Origin of the sequence: Bradyrhizobium sp. BR13661, from assembly GCF_029892425.1 — a bacterium.
GTDB lineage: Bacteria > Pseudomonadota > Alphaproteobacteria > Rhizobiales > Xanthobacteraceae > Bradyrhizobium.
On the sequence record NZ_JARXWB010000047.1, the window covers coordinates 20,758 to 41,342 of the forward strand.

The 20,585-nt window shown below is 55.9% G+C and carries 17 protein-coding genes and 1 pseudogene; 10 read left to right on the forward strand and 8 right to left on the reverse strand.

The features are described from left to right. Positions 1-8: 8 nt before the first annotated feature. Positions 9-2,879, reverse strand: coding sequence for an Ig-like domain-containing protein (locus tag M2427_RS39540; protein WP_280712173.1), 2,871 nt, complete (start codon positions 2,877-2,879; stop codon positions 9-11). A 438-nt stretch (positions 2,880-3,317) separates the two neighbouring features. On the opposite strand from M2427_RS39540, the gene M2427_RS39545 reads away from it, so the two are divergent. Then, on the forward strand, positions 3,318-3,614 hold the full coding sequence (locus M2427_RS39545) for a transposase (RefSeq protein ID WP_280712174.1): 297 nt from the start codon (positions 3,318-3,320) through the stop codon (positions 3,612-3,614). Continuing rightward, complete coding sequence (gene tnpB, locus M2427_RS39550) at positions 3,611-3,820, forward strand: IS66 family insertion sequence element accessory protein TnpB (RefSeq protein WP_280712175.1); 210 nt, start codon at positions 3,611-3,613, stop codon at positions 3,818-3,820. The genes M2427_RS39545 and tnpB overlap by 4 nt, the downstream gene beginning before the upstream one ends. A gap of 545 nt (positions 3,821-4,365) precedes the next feature. Here tnpB and M2427_RS39555 read toward each other — a convergent pair. Continuing rightward, positions 4,366-5,523: an aminotransferase class I/II-fold pyridoxal phosphate-dependent enzyme gene (locus tag M2427_RS39555; RefSeq protein ID WP_280712176.1), complete on the reverse strand. Its 1,158-nt coding sequence runs from the start codon at positions 5,521-5,523 to the stop codon at positions 4,366-4,368. 2,308 nt (positions 5,524-7,831) lie between these two features. Here M2427_RS39555 and M2427_RS39560 point away from each other — a divergent pair. After that, positions 7,832-7,984 (forward strand): IS630 transposase-related protein, encoded by a 153-nt coding sequence (locus M2427_RS39560; RefSeq protein ID WP_280712177.1) that lies wholly within the window; start codon positions 7,832-7,834, stop codon positions 7,982-7,984. Between the two features lie 208 nt (positions 7,985-8,192). Continuing rightward, a complete protein-coding gene (locus tag M2427_RS39565) occupies positions 8,193-8,420 on the forward strand; it encodes a hypothetical protein (protein ID WP_280712178.1) in 228 nt (75 codons plus the stop codon). Positions 8,421-8,783: 363 nt separating this feature from the next. On the opposite strand, the gene M2427_RS39570 is transcribed toward M2427_RS39565, so the two are convergent. The 3 genes from M2427_RS39570 to M2427_RS39580 form a co-directional block, all read right to left on the reverse strand. Continuing rightward, positions 8,784-10,196: a mannose-1-phosphate guanylyltransferase/mannose-6-phosphate isomerase gene (locus tag M2427_RS39570; RefSeq protein ID WP_280712179.1), complete on the reverse strand. Its 1,413-nt coding sequence runs from the start codon at positions 10,194-10,196 to the stop codon at positions 8,784-8,786. 1,184 nt (positions 10,197-11,380) lie between these two features. Then, positions 11,381-11,746 (reverse strand): hypothetical protein, encoded by a 366-nt coding sequence (locus M2427_RS39575; protein WP_280712180.1) that lies wholly within the window; start codon positions 11,744-11,746, stop codon positions 11,381-11,383. 103 nt (positions 11,747-11,849) lie between these two features. Then, positions 11,850-12,491, reverse strand: coding sequence for an OmpA family protein (locus M2427_RS39580; RefSeq protein WP_280712181.1), 642 nt, complete (start codon positions 12,489-12,491; stop codon positions 11,850-11,852). 336 nt (positions 12,492-12,827) lie between these two features. On the opposite strand from M2427_RS39580, the gene M2427_RS39585 reads away from it, so the two are divergent. Further along, entirely contained in the window at positions 12,828-14,240 is a 1,413-nt protein-coding gene (locus M2427_RS39585) for a caspase family protein (protein ID WP_280712182.1), read from the forward strand. A 706-nt stretch (positions 14,241-14,946) separates the two neighbouring features. Further along, complete coding sequence (locus M2427_RS39590) at positions 14,947-15,156, forward strand: hypothetical protein (RefSeq protein WP_280712183.1); 210 nt, start codon at positions 14,947-14,949, stop codon at positions 15,154-15,156. Positions 15,157-15,266: 110 nt separating this feature from the next. Here M2427_RS39590 and M2427_RS39595 read toward each other — a convergent pair whose 3' ends face one another. Beyond that, entirely contained in the window at positions 15,267-15,443 is a 177-nt protein-coding gene (locus M2427_RS39595) for a hypothetical protein (protein WP_280712184.1), read from the reverse strand. A gap of 1,040 nt (positions 15,444-16,483) precedes the next feature. On the opposite strand from M2427_RS39595, the gene M2427_RS39600 reads away from it, so the two are divergent. From M2427_RS39600 to M2427_RS42195, 3 genes are all read left to right on the forward strand, one after another. Next, complete coding sequence (locus M2427_RS39600) at positions 16,484-16,789, forward strand: hypothetical protein (protein WP_280712185.1); 306 nt, start codon at positions 16,484-16,486, stop codon at positions 16,787-16,789. A 473-nt stretch (positions 16,790-17,262) separates the two neighbouring features. Continuing rightward, positions 17,263-17,481, forward strand: coding sequence for a glycosyltransferase family A protein (locus M2427_RS42190; RefSeq protein WP_348521973.1), 219 nt, complete (start codon positions 17,263-17,265; stop codon positions 17,479-17,481). Further along, the gene (locus M2427_RS42195; RefSeq protein ID WP_348521974.1) at positions 17,411-17,770 is read left to right on the forward strand and encodes a glycosyltransferase family A protein; all 360 of its coding nucleotides are present in this window, start codon (positions 17,411-17,413) and stop codon (positions 17,768-17,770) included. The genes M2427_RS42190 and M2427_RS42195 overlap by 71 nt, the downstream gene beginning before the upstream one ends. A 431-nt stretch (positions 17,771-18,201) precedes the next feature. Here M2427_RS42195 and M2427_RS39610 read toward each other — a convergent pair whose 3' ends face one another. After that, entirely contained in the window at positions 18,202-18,909 is a 708-nt protein-coding gene (locus tag M2427_RS39610) for a hypothetical protein (protein WP_280712186.1), read from the reverse strand. Between the two features lie 382 nt (positions 18,910-19,291). Then, a pseudogene (locus tag M2427_RS39615) lies at positions 19,292-19,533 on the reverse strand (transposase); the annotation flags it as partial. A 663-nt stretch (positions 19,534-20,196) separates the two neighbouring features. Between M2427_RS39615 and M2427_RS39620 the strand changes: the two are divergent. Continuing rightward, positions 20,197-20,562 carry a hypothetical protein gene (locus M2427_RS39620; protein WP_280712187.1) on the forward strand — a complete coding sequence of 122 codons (366 nt, stop codon included), beginning with the start codon at positions 20,197-20,199 and terminating at the stop codon, positions 20,560-20,562. Positions 20,563-20,585: the final 23 nt, after the last annotated feature.

Below are 20,585 nucleotides of genomic sequence, written 5' to 3' on the forward strand. Positions count from 1 at the left end.
ATCTAGCGTTACACGAATTGAAAGCTGAGCTGATGCGCGAGCAAGTGTGCTGCGCTGATGTTCTGAAACGTGATGGAGTCGTGAGCGGCATCCATAATGACGGCATTGCCATGCGAATCTTCGCTCGTCGCTGCCAACAACGCGTCCATTTTTGCAAAGATTACGTGATCGATCTGGACAGTATCTGTTCCTGGCTTGAAGTTTGAAATTGTTGCTTGGCCAAAATTCGGCGCGAAGACAAAATTAGCCAAATCAACTCCAGATGATTTGCCGTCCCCAGCATTCAGACCGCTGCTACCGTCGGTTCCGATGATATGGACCATAGCGCTATTAGCGCTTGCGGCTACCGGTTGCTCGACCGTGGGTGGGTCATATACTATGGTTCCGCCAGCGCCATCGCCCGCAAACGAAAAGTTAGCGAGAGAATAACTGCCAACGAAGTGCAGGACATCGACAGTCGATCCATTGCTCACCGACAGAACGCCAGTAGAACCATTATAGATGGAATTGGTTTGTATTGAACTGTTGTACGCAATATTGACGAGATCAATTTGATCGGATCCTGCTAGAGTGCCATCTCCAGTGAAGCCGACAATTTGTCCGGTAAACGTCGACGGCATGTCGAGCTTCAACATCCCGGTCGAGCTACTGAATGTCACTGATCCGGAATCGCTGTTGGCCAATTCGAGTTTGCCACCAGCATTAATAATCTGGTCGACCACGCCATCATTAACAAGGTTTTGGTAGAAGACGGGTTCGAACGATTTAAAGCTGCTTCCCGACATCCAACCGCCGGTTGCATTGCCGAGATAGTTGCCCCTACTGTCGGTATTCCAAATCGTATATAGATCTTGGCCCACGGCCTTCCAGGCAACTTCGTACCCTGTAGCCGTTGCTTCAGCACCAATCGGTACGCAACCTGCAAACTCGCCCGCGACAACTGCTGCCCCGTTAAATTGCAACTCCGGTCCAGTCCCAGAGCTGCTATCGGTGAGCTGATAATTGTTACCGATCTGTACCAAGCCCGTTGACCCTGCCGGTGGAGTGACCGGCGAAGTCTTGAGGATAAAGTCGAGCGCAGCGCTGCTGCCGATGTTGCCGGCGGCGTCAGTATCCTCAGCCACGATGCTATGACTTCCATCGCCCACGAGCGTGACGTTGGTGGACCAGGATCCGTCGGCCTGCACGGTCGCAATGGCCAGCGGCGTGGTGCTGCCGTTGTCATAGAGATCGACGGTGGTACCGACCGCGGCCCCCCCGGCAGTGACCGTTCCGGAAATGGTTTGGATCGCTTGACCAACGGGGCCGCCAGTGCTGGAAATCGCAACGCTCGGAGGAATGGTAGGCTGGGGCCCGGTCACACCATCGCCAACTAGCTCATGATAGAAGCTGGGCTGATACGATTCCAAGCTGCTTCCTGACATCCAGCCGCCGGTCGCGTTGCCAAGATAATGGCCGTTGCTGTCGGTATTCCAGATCGTATATAGATCTTGGTCCACGGCCTTCCAGGCAACTTCGTAGCCCGTAGCCGTTGCTTCAGCACCAATCGGTACGCAACCAGCAAACTCGCCCGCGACAACTGCTGCCCCGTTAAATTGCAACTCGGGCCCCGCCCCGGTGCTGCTGTTTTTGAGATAATAATTGTTACCAATTTCGGTAAGGATTGTTGAGCTGGACGATTGGACTGTGGCCGCCGACACTTGGATTATGAGCGGGTGATCAGTTAAGCCGAGATCGACCGTCGATACGTTATGCAACGCCTGTACTGGCGTTGAGCCCTGCAATGGGTCAAAAATCTCCACGGTGGTGAAAGTTTGACCGAGATTTACGGTCACATTGGTTGCCGATATCGCAATAGCGCGATCGTTTAGCTGGTCCCACACGTCCGGCTCGTTCCAAACCATGATTTGAAACGAGCCATCCGATTTTTCAGTGAGATAGTTATGTCCGGTCGAAGGAAGTCCGCTGATTGAATAATTAAGTGCCCCCGAGCTAAATGTATTTGCGTTAGCTCCGCTGTCGCCCAGAATGGTTGTTAGATTGTGGATCGCGACAGCTGCGGGCTTCGGCGAGTTGTCCAACCTAAAAAGGCCAAAGTGATCCTCCTGATTGGCACCGCTAGGATCAGGGTACGCGTCTAGGAGCTGGTAAATAAACGTTTGCTTTGCGCCAAGCTGCGCCGCATCCATGTACGTGTTTAGTAGAAGTTTCGCCTGGGTATTCTCATCGACTCCCTCCCATCCGCCTGCGGCAAATGCCGTCAGGGAGGTATGGTAGCCAGTCTCGGTCAACACGAAAGGCTTACCCGGGTCAGCGGCCTCTTGCTGAGATACATCTGATAGGATCGTGTCGCGCGGCTCATCGCCATTCTTGGGATATGGATGTGCATTATCCCAATCCGACTGAGACGCCGTAAACGGACCCGTAAAGCCGATAACTGGAATATTTTTGAGTAGCGGATCGGCTTTTACTGCATTGAATAGCGCACTCTGATAAGCTTCCGCAGCGGCCGTGCCGGTCAAACCGAGATATGTTACAGGAAAGTTATTGACTTCGTTTGGGCCTTCGATGCCGATGATTGAACCGGGATGTGCCGCAGCGAAATCGTGCAGCCGCTGCACCAGCAAAAGCGGGTCCGTGCCACTGGCAAAAAATATAAACTTTATGCCGGCATCGGCTGCATTGCCAAGGTGGATTTGTCCTAATGTGTCATTGTCGGGATTTGGAGCCTCATCGCGGACAGCCTTTATGCCCAGATATCCTAGATCAGCCAGGTCCGCACTGATGTTCCTGTAGCCACTATCTGTGTAGTTGATATGCGTATCGACGCCCATTGCGCCTAAAAAATCGCCAGCACGCACGGCGGAGATAGCTGACATTTGTTTTCCTGTCGCGGTGCACGAGACCCAATTAATTTATCTACATTAATCGACTTACTTACACAACGGCACAATTTTAGCGCATGCAAGATTGCGCCGACGCCCCGACCGGAACGCCATTCACTTCGCAACAATTGCATAATGGGCGTGCCGAAACGCTTGCCGTCCTCATAGTGTCAAAGCCGGCGCCTTCCGACAATTCCGCAAAAAATTTTGGCGATCCTATAATTCCGTTTGTAAGCGCTAAGCCGATACCCTCGGTTCGACGTTAGATTAGATGTGCGAAGAAGCCTCCGGATTGAAATGGAGGTCCGGGATGGGATTGGACGGCAAAAAGTACGTCCATTTAGGCAGCTCTCAGTTGGAGCGGTCAGCCGGCTTGAGGTGCTTGAGGGCCCGTCCGGACGTCGTGAGCGTTCGGAGGCCGAGCGGGCTCGGATGGTCGCGGAAAGCCTGCTGCCGGGTGCTCAGGTGGCGGAGGTGGCTCGCAGGCACGGCGCGACGCGTTGGCAGATTTACGATTGGCGGCGACGCTTTCGGCAGCGAGGCGAATTGCCGTGGTGCGAGGCTTCGCAGCCGTTCGCGCCGCTGGTTGTGGAAGGGCGACTAGCGGAGGATCACGTTCCGTCGGTCAAGCTCGAGATTGCGATTGGCGACGTCGTTGTGCGGACGGAAGCGGCTATTGATTGTGAGCCACTGTCTCGGTTGATCCGTGCGGTGCGAGCGTCGCGATGATCACGCCCGGTGCTGATCTGAAGATCTACATTGCGACGCGGCCCATCGACTTCCGCTGTGGGCATGATGGGCTTGCTGCGAAGGTGCAGCAGATGCTTGGTCTGGATCCGTTCAGCGGTGCAGCCTTCGTGTTCCGGTCGAAACGGGCGGACCGGATCAAGATTTTGGTATGGGATCGAACGGGCTTGGTGCTCGAGCACAACTAATTGGCTTCATACTACAGCCCTTTCTTTAGGATCGATGCATTTTGAAGAGTTGAGCTGACGAATGATCTCAGCGCGGTGGGCAAGCTGTTTCCATCGGCTGCATTGCTTGGCCGGGACGTGCGGTCCTGGCGGTTCATAGAGGCCGATATAGCCATTGTAGGCATGTCTTTTCACGATGCCGTATTTCGCCCACCTGACCAGGGTACTTTCGGAGATCACGCTGCAGCGTGTCGGCGCCGTGTTCAAGGATAGGCGTATGCCTACCTTACCGCTATCCTTACAACTATCCTTTGACATTGTGACCTCGCGACAAACCATTCTCCGAGATCCTTCTAGCCGACCAGATCAGCCCTCAGCGCGTGGTCTTTGCATGACGCTCACGTTGCAACCGCAATCTCTGTTGTCGACATAACTAATTTGCTGAAAACGCCTAACGAAGACGCAGCAGGGGGATCGCTGTCGATCTTGCGGATCGCTTTGCTGACACGCGCGTATCGTGGTTACTGAATAATGCCTTCCCAATATTTCGATTGTAAGCCGGTCGGCTACGCGAGTTGCGCAATTGAGCTAGCCAACACCTTTGCTCTAAGTTGCATCAACCCAAATGGATAGTTCTCACCGAGGGAAATACTACAAGTCCTATTCAGAATGTCGAGCGAGCGGGAACACTCGTTAGCGGAGTACGAGATCTTGCGGTGTGCCCACTTGTAAGGGCTCATACGCTCATCGAACGTGCGTTGCGTCAAAATCGGAATCCAATTGGTGTAAATGTGGCGATGTGTATCAATCAGTCTTTGGACACCTCGATGAGCGGCGAAATTCTTTGCACGGTCCGCATCATCGAAAATTACGGTCAAGCCGATAGCGTTAGCCGGGTCATTGTGCGGTGAAATCCGAAACCCTTTACTCGTTGCAAGGTATTTAGTCATCATCGCTCGACGCCTAGAAAGGCGGCGTAAAAGCGGGTCAAGCCGAGGTAATTGAGCATAAAGAACGGCGCCGGTTAGCTCGGACACTTTGAAATTTACTCCCGCAAAAACAGGCTCGTCAACATCAAGTCCTAACTGCCGTTCATAGGACCCTGCGTCATGATAGATTCGCGCGCGTGTAAAAATTCGATCATCATTTGTAAGTACGGCACCGCCTTCGCCTGCATTCAGGTTTTTATGTTGATTGAAGCTGAAAGCTCCGACCTCACCGATGGTACCAACGCGGCGCCCCCGGTAGATTGCTCCAACAGCTTGGCAAGCGTCTTCAATGATTTTAAGTTTGAACTGCTTAGCAATACTGGAAATCGGGTCCATATCGCACACTAAGTTTAGCATATGAACGGGTATGATGGCCCTCGTATACGGAGTAATCTTCCTCCTAATGTCTTCAGGATCGATCGTGAGGCTTTCATTTATATCAACCAAAATTGGCACCGCGCCAACAGCCAACGGGGCGATAGCAGTCGAAACCCAAGTGTAGGCCGGCACGAGAACCTCGTCCCCCGGACCTATCCCAGCTCCGACTAACGCGGCAATCAGCGCACTCGTGCCGCTGTTGACCGTGAGAACATGCCTGGTTCCCAGCTTTTCACTAAGTTGGTGTTCGAAGCGCGCCGTGAAGCCACGATTTCCTATATCGTATCTAAGCAAACTTCCGCCAGCGATCGCCCGACCGAGGGCCAGCCATTCTGAAAGCCCTAATGCGCGTTGCATGCTGATATTGCTCCGTGACCTTTGTAAGACAAATCATAACTTTTAGAACTTTGTGTGCACATTGGACGCTCGATCGGATGATTTGAAATGGCTGTTCCTCAAGCGGCGACATTTTTGCTTTAATTTTAGGCGATCTTGTCATTCCATGCGAGCCCGAGGCGGACGTGAGCATTAGTTGCGCAGGTGCTTGATCAACGACCCCGATGCAAAACGTGATCAGACCGCTTACATCCACAGCAACCCTGAACAGCTCAACTTGACTCATCATTAGGGATGCCATCGCCCATCGAACCTTCGTCAATTGGCCTCGATCTACCGGTCAGCGCCGTTGCGCATGATCGAGCACAAATCGAGTCCGTTGCTTGCGGGATTTGAGGCCGGTAATCGAGGTGATCGTGACCCGTGGCACGATTGAGAATGAGGTGGACCAACTACAATCAGGGAGCGGCAGAGCCAACATTCGAAACTGCCTTGGGCTGCTGCGTACGCTGATCGGCCTTGTAGGTTGTTAGGCAACCGCGGCAAACGAAGATAAATGAATCGGTTGGGTTAACTATCCATCAGCGCGGCCTCTGCCAGCCGCCAGACCTAACCGTGCGGCGAGCTCCGTGTTCCTTTTGGCGCACAGATCCATGATTCGTTTTTTCGCCGGTTGTAGGAGATGTTTTCCATGCCAAACGGTAGTGAGGATCTGCAAATATTTTCTCTCAACAAGGCGTTTCAAAAAATAACAGACCAGGACACACGGCGATCGATTGTATTAAACGTGGAGGCCGCGTTTGAGCACGAACAATCGCAGCAAAAGTCTCGGCGCACCAAGCACTAGCCTGTCAGCTATCGCTTTGGTAGCAACCCTAGATTCGTTGCTGCGCATCGGAAGGTGTACAAAGCTGTCGGATATTTCGCGAGGGAAAGCCGATGTGCCTTGCATTGGGCCTTCCGCAGTGGAAGGTTCGCTGGCACACGCTTATCCGGCGCGATGTACGAAACAGGCCGCCCTGATCCGTAAACCTGCCGCGCATGATCATTTCCGCTGATTCAAGATGATAAAGTGAATCATCAAGCCCCCTCCCTGGCGAGGGGGCTCTTCAGGAGACCACTAGTATTTCACATTTATGACCCAAGGTGGAAATTGCGACCTTCACATTTTCATGCATTGTTGAATCGAATTTTTCAAAGTATCCTGGTTGTATTAGCGGCAGTTCCCTATTTTTGTTGAGGTGCGTTGCTTGAAAGCGTTGTCAGATGTAGCGGATTTTTGTTCGCGCTGTGGCGCGGACGTTCGAATAGTTTCTTTGAGATTCACCTGGCGTGGCGTGGAGACGACATCGTCTTGTCCAGAGTGCACGACAAGTGGGTCAGCAGGCGCCGACGTTAATTCGGCGCCTCAGCAAACCTTGGAATCACATAACACTTGGAAAAGTGAGTTGAAACGCGCTGTGAAACGCTAGGGGCTGGACCGTCTGCGGCGGGTACAGCAGCCGGGCCGCGGCGTCACGATAGGAACGATCGCTAGAGCAGATGCTAGATCCGACCGAAACTACTCAACGCATCTCGCCGTTTAAGCTCGATGCCTATAAAGTCGGTGAGGTGTGGAACTAAATTGCCGCCGGCACAGTGCTGATGGGCCCCCAAAGCGGCGCTTTTCATTGGCATAAGCCAGAGGGAGCGGACACACTGCGTGTTGCACCACCTCGCTGACGCGATTAAATGGCCATAGCTCATACATCGGCTTTTGCATGCGCCTTCAACCGTCCAAGGCAAGCGCCAGAATGATTGAGCCTGCGCACAGACGCCGCGGATGCTTGAAAATTAAGCTAACTCGCCTCGCGCTGTTCGTGGCGGTCATCGCAGGTTCGGTCTACGCGGCGAACGCGCAGACTGGGCAACTCCCCCCGCACGCCGCATGGGACGGGTTGGGACCCGACCCCCACGCTGCTCCCTCAAATTTGAAGCGCATAGCGCGACACCGCGATGCGGAGCAAAAGACGAAGAGCCAACTCAACCCGACGACCAAACAGCTTCATCCCTTGGTGCCATCAAATGCTCTGCCGAACCGGGACTATCTTGAAGACCAAGCGGAGAAAGATGAGGAAAACCTGCAACTCAAGCGGGCCACGGAGATTTGCAGGGGATGTTGACGCCTCTCCGCTCAACTCTAACCGGCCCTCTAATGCTCGCCCAAGTCGTAGGTAGGCTAGTTGCTTGCGAGCTCTAAAGCGGGATGGGTTTAGTCTGAATTGGTTTGGGGTTCCCAAATCAGTCTATTTCCGATTCACCATGCGGGCTAGATAGGAGGCCAGTACGGATGGCCAAGCCTTACTCTCTGGATCTTCGCAAGCGCGTCCTGGCTGCGATTGAAGGCGGGACGTCCCATAACCGGGCCGCCAAGGATTATGGACTGGCGATCAGCACGGCGATCGGTTGGATGAAGCAGGTCGATGAGATGGGCAGCGTTTGAGCCTAGGCGGATCGGCGGCCGCAAGCCGAAGGCCATTTCGGGCGATCACACGGTCTGGCTCTCACGGCAGATCAAGAGTGACGACTTCGCCCCGCGCGGGCTCGTTGCCGAGCTGGCCGCTCGCGGCTTGACGGCGGCCTTGAGCTGTTGACGCTACTAAGATGCCGACTTATTTTGCATACAAAATGGTGCTGTCGACGGGGACAACATGAGACTGAAATTCGTCCCGATCTCGGTGTCAGTCCTTCTGCTCGCGACGAGTGCGCATGCGGCCGGTTCAAAGCTCTTGAGGGACGCCGCAATCTTCCACGACGAACATCGGATTGAGTTGCTGATCCACAAGGAAGTGCGAGCAGAACAAAGTGACGACTTCCAATCGTTTAAACAAGCTCTCGACGCTTTGAGCAAGGAAAGCACTTCTTTACAGCGTGATTGAATACGGCCGCAATTTGCTCATTTTATGGTAGCTGCTACAAGAAGTACGTGCTGAGAAAATAACCAGCGAAACTTTTTAGCAGAAATTCGATTTTTTCCGTCTCTGAACTCAGCACGAGGGTTGCGGCTGATAGTCTTAAGTGCGGCAACGAAACCGGCCTCCCGGCGGTTTCGCGACGCAACTGCAGTTCGGATCGGCGCATCTTACGTCCTAAGAGAGGCGCGAAAGCAGGCGCCAGACACCGCTCCAGTACCGACTTTGCCGTCTCCAGTGGTACCCGTCTCAAGAACTGCGGCGGGGGCATTCGCGTTCCGACAATGTCATGGATCGCGTGCAGCCATTAGTATCCCGGGTTGGAAGCGCTTAGCTCCTTTGATAGTCGTCTTCAATCCGGATGATGTCGTCTTCCCCGAGATAGGAGCCGGTCTGGACCTCGATCAGTTCCAGCATGATCTTGCCGGGATTCTCCATCCGGTGGACCGCGCCCATCGGGATGTAGATGGACTCGTTCTCGTGCACCGTCTTCACGGTCTCGTTCACGGTGACGCGGGCCGCACCCCGGACCACGATCCAGTGCTCGGCGCGGTGGTGATGCTTCTGCAGCGACAGACGCCCGCCCGGCTTCACGACGATGCGCTTGACCTGGTGGCGCTCGCCATTGTCGACCGACTGGTAGCTGCCCCAGGGCCGGTGCACCTTGAGATGCTCTTCAGTGACCTTCGGCGCGACGGCCTTCAGCTTGGTCACGAGACGCTTCAGGCCGTTGGCATCCTTCTGCCGCGAGACCAGCACCGCATCCGCCGTCGCGACCACGACGAGATCATCGACGCCTTCGAGCGCGACCAGCGCGGAATCGGTGGTGACGTTGCAGTTGCGCGAATCCTCGAACACGGCGGTGCCATGCGTGGCGTTGCCTTGCGCGTCCTTCTCCGACAATTCCCACACCGCGTGCCAGGATCCGACGTCGGACCAGCCGCACGACACCGGCACCACGGCGGCGCGCGAGGTCTTTTCCATCACGGCGTAGTCGATCGAGATCGCCTTGGCCGCGCCGAAAGCCTTCGGCTCCAGCGTCACGAAGCCGAGATCGCGGCCGGCATTGGCAACCGCCGAGGACACCGCATCCACGCTCGCCGCATCGACCTTGCGATATTCGTCGAGCAGCAGCGCTGCCGGGAACATGAAGTTGCCGCTGTTCCAGAGATAACCGGAACTGACGTAATCGGCGGCCTTCACCGCATCCGGCTTTTCGACGAAGCGCGCAACCGCGTGCACTTCGCCCGTGATCACTTCACCCGGGCTGATATAGCCGTATTCGGTCGCGGGCCGCTCCGGCTTGACGCCGAAGGTGACGATGCGCCCGGTGCTCGCGGCAGCTAAGCCCTCGCGGCAGGCCGCGACGAAGGCGGCGTTGTCCTGCACGACGTGGTCGGCGGCAAGCGCAAGCACGATCGCTTCACTGGTGCGCGTTTGCGCGAACACGGCTCCGGCGGCGATCGCGGGGCCGGAATCGCGGCGCATCGGCTCGAGGAGCACGTCGGCCTCGATGCCGATCTCGGCGAGCTGCTCCAGCACCATGAAGCGATAGGAGGCGTTGGTGATGACAACAGGGCGATCGAACAGCGCGGCGTCGGAGACGCGCAGCAATGTGTCCTGGAAGGTCGAGCGCGCGCCGAACAGCGGCAGGAACTGTTTTGGGCGCACCTCGCGCGAGGCCGGCCACAGCCGCGTGCCGGCACCGCCACACATGATCAGGGGAATAATGCGTTTGTCCATCACCATTTCAAACCTCGGAAGCAAACCCAAAAAAGGAAGGTGGGTGCATCGATATTTCCGATGAGGCCGGATCGACCTCAGAAAACCGAGCGATCATTAAAGCACCGCGTTACACCTAAACACTTCTCGTTCGTTGGTAACGGGTGCGACTTAATCTAATAAAGCTTCTGGCTTCGCGCACGCACAACTTTAGGGCAAGTCGTCCGTTGCTCTGTAAACCTTAATAGCAACCCGGAGTAGACACAGCGGCTGTGGCGCGTGCTCTGTCCGGTAGTTTTGCCCCAGTGCCGATTTAATTTTTTGCAAACCTGCCGACGATCGAACCGTGGCGCATGTTTGGAACAACGTTGTTCTTCCGGCGAGCTTGGCGATGAAGGTTGTTGCTGCGTGGCGTCGGGAACTCTAGATTCGCCCTTTGGACGAGTCACATACCGACTTAACCAAGCTCCTCACAAGCTGGATCGAATTGGGGTCGTTTTGCCAACTCTCGTACTCGCTCCTTCGACTTCCGCGCCCCTATTGCCCGAACGTCGGCTTCACGATCTGGCCATGACCGCTAGGGCCAAAATCCGATCCGAAAAGCCTGCAAACATATCGCAGTTGAAGGGCCGAATGAGATCGATGCGCTATAATCAGAGTGGTGAGAGCGGCGGACGGGGCCGTGGCTCATAGCCTATGCCCAAACACCGGTAACGCCAGCACGGCATTGGATGACTCTCGGCCGGGGATCGCCTGCCTGCCTAGTGTTCGACCATTACACAAGCGGCGTGGCCAGCCAAGCATGACAGTTTTACTTATCGAATTGTCATAGATTGAGCACACAACAACGGAGCAGGCGCTGAGTGTTAGATGTCGAAGGACAGAGCTACTGAACGCCCGTTGTCGGAAACAGAAGAACAGACCCTCTTCTGCTTGCTAAAGGAGGGCGTGACTGCGATGGAAGCTGCAACAAGACTCGGGCGAACACCTCATGCTGTTGGTAGCCTAGAACGGCCTCGCATTTCGCCCTTCGCCGCCAAAAGGAAGTCCGCCAGCCCGCTGCGGGCAGACTTCGATCACGCCCACGCGATAGCGCCTTGGGCGCAACGCCGAGGATAATCGAGATTAGCCGCCCCCCGGTTACCCAGCGGGATCGGAAGATGCGAACGAAGGTGAGCAACGTCTGCCGCTTTTTGGCCGCTAAATTAGAAGCCGAACCAACGGATGCGGGACCAAGAGACGCGCTGATGGTAAAGGTGCGGCAGATAAAGGGGAAACGGCTCCCAATAAGCATACCGTTGATAGCGGCGGTCCGCGTGGCGCCGGTACGGACGCACCGCATCGGTTGGCTGCGCCGGGGTTGTATCGGCGATCTTCCGCACGATGGACGGGCGCGGCACTGGAGATGCCCGCGGCGCGCCCGATGACGGCATATCGGTCTGCGAATTGGGAGCGCTTTCGGCGGGCGGTACCGACGGTGGAGGGGCGACGGCGTCTTCCCCATGGCTCGGAGCATAGGTTGCGGCAAGAAGCAGGGTTGCGACCGTGAGCCTGGTATAGATCATCTTCATGTGAAACTCCCAAATCATTCCATATGATGCATACCTACTGCCCATACGAGCAGCTCCAACGTTCGCACGATCTCCGTCGGAACACCGACCAGACTAAGAGAACTCATTTCGAAGCGGTCTTAGTTTCCATATTCACGACTTGGACGCGGCGGTTTATCGCGGCGTCAGGATGATCCAAGTCTTTCAGCCTGGACTCGCCATAGCCGACTGTAACGAGATCGCCGCCGGAAATACCGTAGTGGTCAACAAGGTAACGCTTAATGGCATCGGCCCGTCGCTCGGAAAGATCCTGATTGAAGGCATCATTGCCAACCGCATCGGTGTGGCCCGCGACAACGAAGGTCGACCCCTTCAGACCTGGATCTGAGAGCGCCTTGCCGAGCGCCTCAACGGACGCCATTGACGTCGGGCTGATGGCGGCCGAGTTGAAGTCGAACTGGATCTCCAGATCGATATTTGGCTTGGCCGAGGCGATCTCGGCGATTTCTTCGCGCTCGCTCGACGATAGCGATCGGGTCCTTCGGTTACGGACGCTGTTGAGAACGTCGTCGGCATGCGCCTTTGCAGCGGGGTCGACTTGCGGAGCAACCGAAAGGCTGCGGGTCAGCGGTTTCGGCTTCAAGGCGGAGAGAATTTGGTCGGCCGACACGTTGACCTCTCCGGCGAATGCAAACCCTGCCGTCGTCGAAAAAGCAGCACTGAGCACAATCGCCCGTATTGGAAAAAGCCGATGAAAACGAGCCATGATCATATCCCCGTTGGTAGGCCTGAACATTCCATTCGTGATTATCAGCATAGACGCATTGGGGAGACTTGACCGTGATGTACATCACCCACTCGACAATCATCCTTGACCGAGCCGTGTGCCGCTTCGGCGTCAGCTAGGTTCTTTGTTTAAACTTGGCTGTCGCGGATACGAGGCATAAGCTACTGCCGCCGAGCGCGCGGAAAGCAGTTGTATGGTGGTCTAAAATCTCCGTGATTTAGGTCACAGTTTGCGCCCAGAGAGCGGCACAAGATGAGATCTGTTCGGGTTGGCGAGAGATGTGATGATTTGCTGGGTAACCAGGGAGACACGATAATGCGCTTCTTGATTGCAACAGTAATGGCAGTAGCTTTTCTGGTGAGCGCGGATGCGGCCTTTGCCGAAAAGCGAGTCGCCTTTGTCGTCGGCAACGGCGCCTACAAGAACGTCACGCAATTGCCGAACCCACCGATCGACGCCAAGGCGATGGCATCCACGCTGCGCAATGTCGGCTTCGAGGTGATCGAAGGATCGAATCTCACGCGCGACCAAATGATGGCGAAACTCCTGGACTTTGGCGGGAAGGCGCAGGGCTCCGATGTCGCTGTATTTTATTATGCCGGGCACGGCATCGCGGTTGACGGCAGCAACTATCTGTTGCCGGTCGATGCCGACATCAAATCTGAAATGGATGTCAAGCTGGGCGCGGCGATCAACATCGACCTGACGCTCGACCAGACCATGGCCGACGCCAAGGTCAAGCTGGTCTTCCTCGATGCCTGCCGCGACAATCCCTTTGCCGCCAAGATCAGGGCCAACTCGGCGACCCGCGGCGTCAACGTGCAGAGCGGCTTGGCCGAGATGAAGTCAGGCGAAGGCACGCTGATCGCGTTTGCAACCGGCCCGGGACAGACCGCGCTCGACGGCCAGGAGGGCAACAACAGCCCCTTTACCCGCGCGCTGATCGACAACATCACCAAGCCCGGCGTCGAGATCCAGCAGGCGATGACCTCGGTGCGCGCCCAGGTCAATGAAGAGACCAACAAAGGCCAGCTGCCCTGGGGCCATACCAATCTGATCGGCGCCGTCTACCTCAATCCGGCGCAACCGACTGAGCAGGTGGCAAACGCGGCTACGACCGCGTCGAGCGGCGCGCGAGCGGCCAGCAGCAACTCGGACGGAGTCGAGCTCGAATACTGGCGCTCGGTGAAGGAGACCAACAAGCCCGAAGAGCTGAACGCCTATCTATCCGCTTATCCGAACGGCCAATTCAGGGCGCTGGCGCTGGCGCGTCTGGCAGCGATCCAGAACGGGCCGTCGACCACCACGCGTAACCTCAACGCCGGCGTCGATCCCGCAACTTTCACGGATGACGCCAACCAGCTCACCGAGGACCAGATCGGCCTCGACAAAGGCCAGCGCCGCGACGTGCAGCGCCGCCTCAACGGGCTCGGCTTCGACACCAAGGTCACGGGCGTGTTTAACGATGACACCCGCTCAGTGTTGAAGCGCTGGCAGGCCGCCCGCGGCTATCCATCAACCGGTTATCTCAACAAGCTTCAGCATAAAGCGCTTCTGGGAGAGATCGTTGCCAGCAACTCCGGAAGCAGCGACGAAACGGCCGAAGACAGGCCCGCCCGGCGCGCGCGCCGGAGCAGTGGCGGTGGCGGCGGTCGTAGTGGTAGTGGATCCTTTGCAGGCCCGGGACAGCTTTTTGGGGGTATTGTGCACGGTGTGTTTGGGCGATAGTTCGGCGATCAAACCGATTCCGATTTCGACACCTCTGAGATCGTCACCCTCAAATTGATCCGCAGAAATGCGGCTATCCTCATCTTCGCTCTTGAGGTCGGAGCCCTTGCGATTTCGCTCCGAAGCAAGCCAGCAGGTACCGCAAAGCGGTAGCGAAGCTCCGCAAGGCCGGATGCGGTCGCTCGATACTCAAGGCCAGCAGCTGTATCTCGCGCTTCGATCCACGCATGCCGGAGGAACATAGTCTTCGTTTCCGGAGCGTCAGGAAGTTGGGAACAATGCAATTAACCACCGGCGAAAGAGGTTGAGAAGCCGCCTATGGTGCGGATTAAACACTATGCAAGGCACGTCTCGGAAGCGCGCTCTGGGTGTCGGAGTTCGTGAAGGATGCCTTGAAGTCTCCGCTTGCCTTTCCTGAGAAGCGATATCGCAACGCATCATTGAAAAGTCGTTACGCGGAAGACTTGTGAACGGTTGATGCATCGGTCGCGTCGCCTGCCTTCTGCGTCAAAGCTACCCGCGATCATCACTCCGGCATCCGCCTGACCTCGGAGTAAATAGGTCGGCCGACCGCGCTTGATCCGGCCATCCATTTGAGCGGAGACTTAAATGAGCGGGCTTGGTCCTCTGTTTCGGCGGTCAAATTGGGACTCGCTTAACTTTTATGCAGTTGCCTTGGGCATTCTCTATTCATTGGATCACAAATATGCCCAAGGAATTGAAATCAGCGCGAGAGCTCTCTGACATCATCCACCAAGTGGTCGGCGTGCCTGGACTGGATATTACGGTGCGTCGAGATCATGCCTATGGCTGGCAGCCGATCGTTCTGTCCGCACCCGGCAATCCTATCGGCTTCCAACGGCGGGTTGAGGAGATCGCCCTTCGGATGCGCATGCAGTACGATCTCGCGAACTGACACTGACCAAAGCGCGGCTCGACGTCTGTGTGGGAAGTAGCCGCAGCAGATCGCGCACGCGAAGCGACGGCTGCGTGGTCCAGTACTCCCGCTATTCGCCGTTGCGCGATCTAAGCAGCGATGTCGAAGGAGGCGATCAGCTCGCGTAGATCCTGTGCCAGTTCGCGATAGTGCTGGCCCGCGCGCAGATAAAGCTCGCGGTTCTCTACATCTGCGCGCCTGGCAATTGCTTCGCACTCATCTGCGAGGGTTTCAAAACGTTCAAGCTTGGCTTCAAAACCGGTCATCGAGACGCCCTCAATACCTTATTAATTCTTGAAAGACGGACACGCTAATTCCCAGCATAGGCCAAGGCAACCATTGTTTTTGATCCGTGCGCGTGAGGTCACAGAATACCGTTTGCCGGCAGAACGCACTCTGCAATTCACTCCAGAGGAACACCTACCGGGGCTGCTCTATTAGCGAGGGGAGATCCCGTGTCCGAGCCGACGCCCAGCGATTGAAGTGCAACGCTGATGAATGCCGCGGTTTGGCGGCGGAAGCCGTTAGCGAAGTGGATAGGCAGGCCTGGCTCCGGCTCTGCTGCGCGGTGGGACAAGCTTGCAGATCACGCGCGGCAGCATCGGGGCCTTTTTTCGGTACCAATGGTCTTTTCGTCGGAAGGCCTTCGTGCCGCCCCTGTCTACAGAAGTCTCTCAAGCCGGTGTTAAAGACGGCCGGCTCTTCGGCCGCGCCTTGCGCGCCGGCTGATGACCAATCCGACCCCCGCCGCTTCATTCCTCAGCGGGGAGCCGGTCCATGGGGCTGGAGAAAGCGCACAAGATGCCGACGATTTCGAGCGAGGATTTAACGAATTCTCAGCACGACATGGGCAACGGTATCGAATGGAATGCTTTCGCGGAATTCTAATCGGTACGCCCATCAGCCTAATGCTGTGGGCAATGGTCTTGTGGACATTCTGGCGGTAGTCCTCGTCTATACTCCTTCCGAGGCGGAGTGAGCCTGCCCCCTTCAAGGAAGAACCAAATAAGTCGCGTGTCGCCGGTGATGGATTACTTGCGACACAAAAGCCTTGAACCCGTTGGTAGCCTGGGCCGGGCACCTATGACGCGCGGAGGCACAAAAAACGCTAGATCGCGCTGTGTTTCATCACCGGGAGATTTTCGGGTGATGACGGTGGTCCTGATCAATTGATCCTCGGGATATTGGACATCGATCAAAGCTCAATCGTAGGCGCGTTCAACTTTGCTATCCACTCCGGCGCCCCTGTGAGCCCGGCGCCCTTCGGCCGAAGCTGTTTCAGCTGCGCACGCTGCTTGGAGATGTCGTGGACATCGCGTTCATGAACTTCGAGCAAAATCTCTTGGCCCTCGCCATGCACGTGTTCTTGCTCAACAGCCCGTCAGTCGCTTTAGTCCTGCGCCGTGAGCGGCCGTTTTTCTCCACGCAACTGCGGCAATACATCCCGAAAGGTGAACTTCTCCGTCTACCGCGTCGTCTTGCTCGTCATGGCTCCCCTCAGGAGTTTGGAGCCTGCGGCAATACCCCGGGGCGGCCAACACCAACGGCCGCTTCCGCGCTTTCGGCTGAACCACGTTCATCGCCATTCTTGAACGCCGCCCCGTTCCGCTGACTTCACAGCTTCTCGCCGCTATTTGCCCTAGCCAATTTCTGTTCGGCTTTAGCAAACTAAGTAGTCGCATAGCGCTCAAAACGTTCGCAGAAATTGATCGTCTGGGCTCCTCCATATACCAAGGTGGCGCGGCGCTCGAAGCCAGGTGGCAGACTTCATCGTAACGAATGTTGGACCAAAACTCCTCGAGGTGCTTATGCAAAGTGCAGCCTTTGATCCTTAATGTCAGAGACGTTGTCGAATAGACCAGTCCAAAGATTGTCCACGACGACACAGCTTTCTAAGTCGGCCCTCGATGCTGGCGATCGCAAAAGTGGAAGCCGATAAACCCGCATCTACCAGCCCCATCACATGAACCATATTCACGCCAGATCGAATATGAAATTGCGATAACCTGAACGATGGCGATAGTAATCTATCTCTTTAGGCTGCTCCAAACGTCACTGTTTGTATAGATTTAAGGTTATTTACCGTTGTCATCACGCAATTCTATTAACGGTCGCGAAGCACAGAGCCCTCTGGTTTCGGTTGTCATTCCGGCCTACAACGCGCAAGAATTTATTGAACGAACGCTTCATTCGGCGCTTGCCCAAACTTATCTCAACCTTGAAGTCTTGGTTATTGACGATTGGCTCTACGGACCGCACCCTAGACATAGTTCAAAGGCTGGCTCGTGCAGACGCTCGCGTTAGGGTTTTTAGCATACCAAACGCCGGCGTTGCAGAAGCAAGGAATCTTGGACTTAAGAATTCTTCTGGCGGGTACGTCGCTTTCTTAGATGCCGACGATTTATGGCACCCAAACAAGATTGAAGCGCAGCTCGCCGCATTGAATGCGGCAGCCGACGCAGCCGCTTGCTACGTTATGTTTCGAGCAACTGATCTATTGGACGCGGTGTCAGCGAACTCTCCCGAGGATTTCCAATATTTCTGCGACGAAGTGGTGTTCTGGCATGAGCTGCCGTTGACCGCTCGTCGTTGACCCGCTCTCTACCCACCTGTCGCACAGCGCCTCGTCAGACAAATTCTGCATATGAGGATGAACAAGCCCGGCCACAAGCCTCGTTGGCGGCGGCGGTAGCCCGGCCCCATGCGACAAACTAAATTGGAGCGCTTCGCCAGCCCAATCAATCTCCGACGACCAGCGGATGACGAAGGTTGATGATCGCCTCCAGAGAAGCCCGAAAATAGGTCGTCCTGGCGATCGTCGCGCGATCTGACACACGGTCCGTTCTCCAATAGCGAATTTTTCCGCTAGAGGAATCACGATCCGCCAAAATCCGGTATCCTAAAACAGAAAATTGACACCCCGGCTTTCTTGCAAAATCGAATACTTGCTCAGGTTAGATCACCGCGACACATCAATCACGTCCGAATTCTTTACGGACGACTCGGTAGCAGCCCGCAAAACAATCAGGCCAAAAGCACAATCTGTTCCTTCAGGCGCTGAGAGATCACCTCGAGCGAAACTACTTCGTTTTGAGGAGCCGCCGGCGGCGCAAAACTCGACATCGTAGAGGCAACTTCCTGATCAGCTTTTACGGCATCTTGGGACATTGCGGGTCGCTGCGGGTCAACCTTGTTCGCCTCACGGGTCGAATCAGATTCAGCTTCTGCCAGCAGAATCAATCTGACCGCTACTTCGCCCAGCTTACTTAACATGGGATCCGTCTCGTAAAATCCCACGACGTAACGATAAGCCAATGCAATTGTGGCACATGCGTCCGCGAGCAGATCGACAACTACAGAGCCTGAAATAACTCCATCGATCGCATCACCGGCGTCAATTGCGTGAACAAAATCGGCCGCGCACCGGGCGATGGAGAGAGCAGCAGCGGTGTCTTCTTCAAGAGACGGGATTTGAAATGACTCAAATTGAAACTGGCCAGCGACATATGCAACCGCTTTTCGGAATTCTGCTCTCCGCGGCGCATCAGAATCTAGGTAGGCGGTAAAACACCGACAGATCCTCGGCGCTAGATCAATTTGATCATTTATTTGAACGACAGCCGAGCTTTCCGATCTTGGATCCGCTAGCAAAGCACCACTCTCGCCATCGCTTTCAAGAGCTGCGGCTCGAAAATCCAAAACACTCAACGTTAGCGCAGCAGGCGGTTCCATCGAACTACCTCGGCAATCAAAGTAGACTTGTCCAAGACAATTCCTGATTCGGGTGTTAGGCAATAGCTTTTTCCAGGCTGCCGCCTACGTCCCAAACATCCGCGGTTTGCTACCATGCGCGCGAACCCCTCAGGCACTTTCTCGGTTCGCTTAAATTCCGACACGCCAAGCTAGTGGCGGTTGGCCCTGCGGGCGTCGCGTTCAGAAACTCTACCCCTGGTGAACCAGCGGAGTCTTCGGAGCTTGGAATGTTAGGAGGCGATTCATTTGGGCGCGCTGCTCTCCCCCGGGGCGTGGTGTAGCTGGCGGTGGGTCACCACGTTCGCCGGCAAGGGGCGCGATGGTTTCCAGCTTCGTGTAGTGGGCACGCATGGACAGCCTACTCATCGTTCTGTGCGAGCAGGATCGCGCCGATGAGGCGAACGATGGCGTCCTCGTTGGGGAGATGCCGGCTACCTCGGTGCGCCGCTTGATCACGCCGTTGAGACGCTCGACTGGGTTGGTGGAGAGCAGCTTGGTCCGATGCTGCGGAGGGAACGTCATGTAGGCGAGCACGTCGGTCCAGACCTCGTCGAGGAGGCCGGCCAGCTTCGGCAGCTTGGGGCGGAGCTCATCCGCGACCTTGCCTCCGCCGTGGGCGAATGTTGCGGGAACCATCCCAAATCGCAAAAGAGTTTATCCGGGGGAGGAGGTTCAAAATTGTCTCCCTTGTCTTGCCGGGCTCGAGATCGTGTTCTCGGCAGGATTCTCCACATATCCGCAGGGCCGGTAACCTTGACAAGTTAGGTTAAATTGCGGCTTCCGTTGCGGCCTCGCATCTTGCCGATACATTCAGTGGCTGTCGCGCAAAGAAAGCATTTTGCCCATCTCACGTGGCCAAATTCGCTTGCGAGACAGTGCAGCAGCAGCAGCCAAGCAGCTCCACTCTTTTCGAACATCATATTTGAGGAAGGCCATCCACGGTGGATCTACTCTTGATTTTTTTGGTCTTTGTCACAGGCTTCGGAAGCGGCTACTACGTGAGCGACCGGCTATTGAAGAGAAAGCGACCTTTGATATCACCGCCAAAACCGGAAGGTACAGAGCCCAATCTTCTCGACTTCAAGCCAAACAATATGAGCGACCTCTGGCATACATTGCGCAAACGCCCTCCCCACAGCTAGGACGCGAGTTAGGGGCGTGGCATACGCCGGCCTGCAGACTGATTTACGCCTCCGATTGCTGGTTGACGCCCTCCTGCCGTCCGTGCTGCAGTTGCGGAACCGACATTCCTAGGATCAATTTGCCGTGGAACCCGTAGTATTATTACCGTTGTTTGTCGCCGGCTTCGGCTGCGGCTTCTATTTGCGTGATCGGATCATAGAGAGGCGACGCACGCAGTATCCCGTCAAGCCGTACTTAGCTGAGAAACCGGTCGCTCAGCGAGGGCCGGAACCAGATCTGGAGCTTGATCAGATCCGTAAGAAACCTTTTCCCGGAGCGAGCGCGCCAAATGGCGTTCGCTCATTAAACGTGACGCGTCGTTCGGCAGCAATGGGCGACCCAAAAATCGACAATTCCTCAACACGAGATTTTGACCCGGATCGTATTAGCGCTGAACTTCGCAGTTTGCTGGAGCTGCTTCCACGTGAGGAAAGGAAGAGAGATTCCTGAGAAGTCGGGGACGTCTCCATCAC

Bases quoted from the DNA above. Each gene is read 5' to 3' on its own strand.
- M2427_RS39575 (WP_280712180.1), bottom strand. From the start codon at position 11,746: ATGAAGATGATCTATACCAGGCTCACGGTCGCAACCCTGCTTCTTGCC.
- M2427_RS39570 (WP_280712179.1), bottom strand. From the start codon at position 10,196: ATGGACAAACGCATTATTCCCCTGATCATGTGTGGCGGTGCCGGCACG.
- M2427_RS39610 (WP_280712186.1), bottom strand. From the start codon at position 18,909: ATGGAACCGCCTGCTGCGCTAACGTTGAGTGTTTTGGATTTTCGAGCC.
- M2427_RS39545 (WP_280712174.1), top strand. From the start codon at position 3,318: ATGGTCGCGGAAAGCCTGCTGCCGGGTGCTCAGGTGGCGGAGGTGGCT.
- M2427_RS39590 (WP_280712183.1), top strand. From the start codon at position 14,947: ATGCCCAAGGAATTGAAATCAGCGCGAGAGCTCTCTGACATCATCCAC.
- M2427_RS39555 (WP_280712176.1), bottom strand. From the start codon at position 5,523: ATGCAACGCGCATTAGGGCTTTCAGAATGGCTGGCCCTCGGTCGGGCG.
- M2427_RS39595 (WP_280712184.1), bottom strand. From the start codon at position 15,443: ATGACCGGTTTTGAAGCCAAGCTTGAACGTTTTGAAACCCTCGCAGAT.
- M2427_RS39565 (WP_280712178.1), top strand. From the start codon at position 8,193: ATGAGACTGAAATTCGTCCCGATCTCGGTGTCAGTCCTTCTGCTCGCG.
- tnpB (WP_280712175.1), top strand. From the start codon at position 3,611: ATGATCACGCCCGGTGCTGATCTGAAGATCTACATTGCGACGCGGCCC.
- M2427_RS39585 (WP_280712182.1), top strand. From the start codon at position 12,828: ATGCGCTTCTTGATTGCAACAGTAATGGCAGTAGCTTTTCTGGTGAGC.
- M2427_RS39560 (WP_280712177.1), top strand. From the start codon at position 7,832: ATGGCCAAGCCTTACTCTCTGGATCTTCGCAAGCGCGTCCTGGCTGCG.
- M2427_RS39580 (WP_280712181.1), bottom strand. From the start codon at position 12,491: ATGGCTCGTTTTCATCGGCTTTTTCCAATACGGGCGATTGTGCTCAGT.
- M2427_RS39540 (WP_280712173.1), bottom strand. From the start codon at position 2,879: ATGTCAGCTATCTCCGCCGTGCGTGCTGGCGATTTTTTAGGCGCAATG.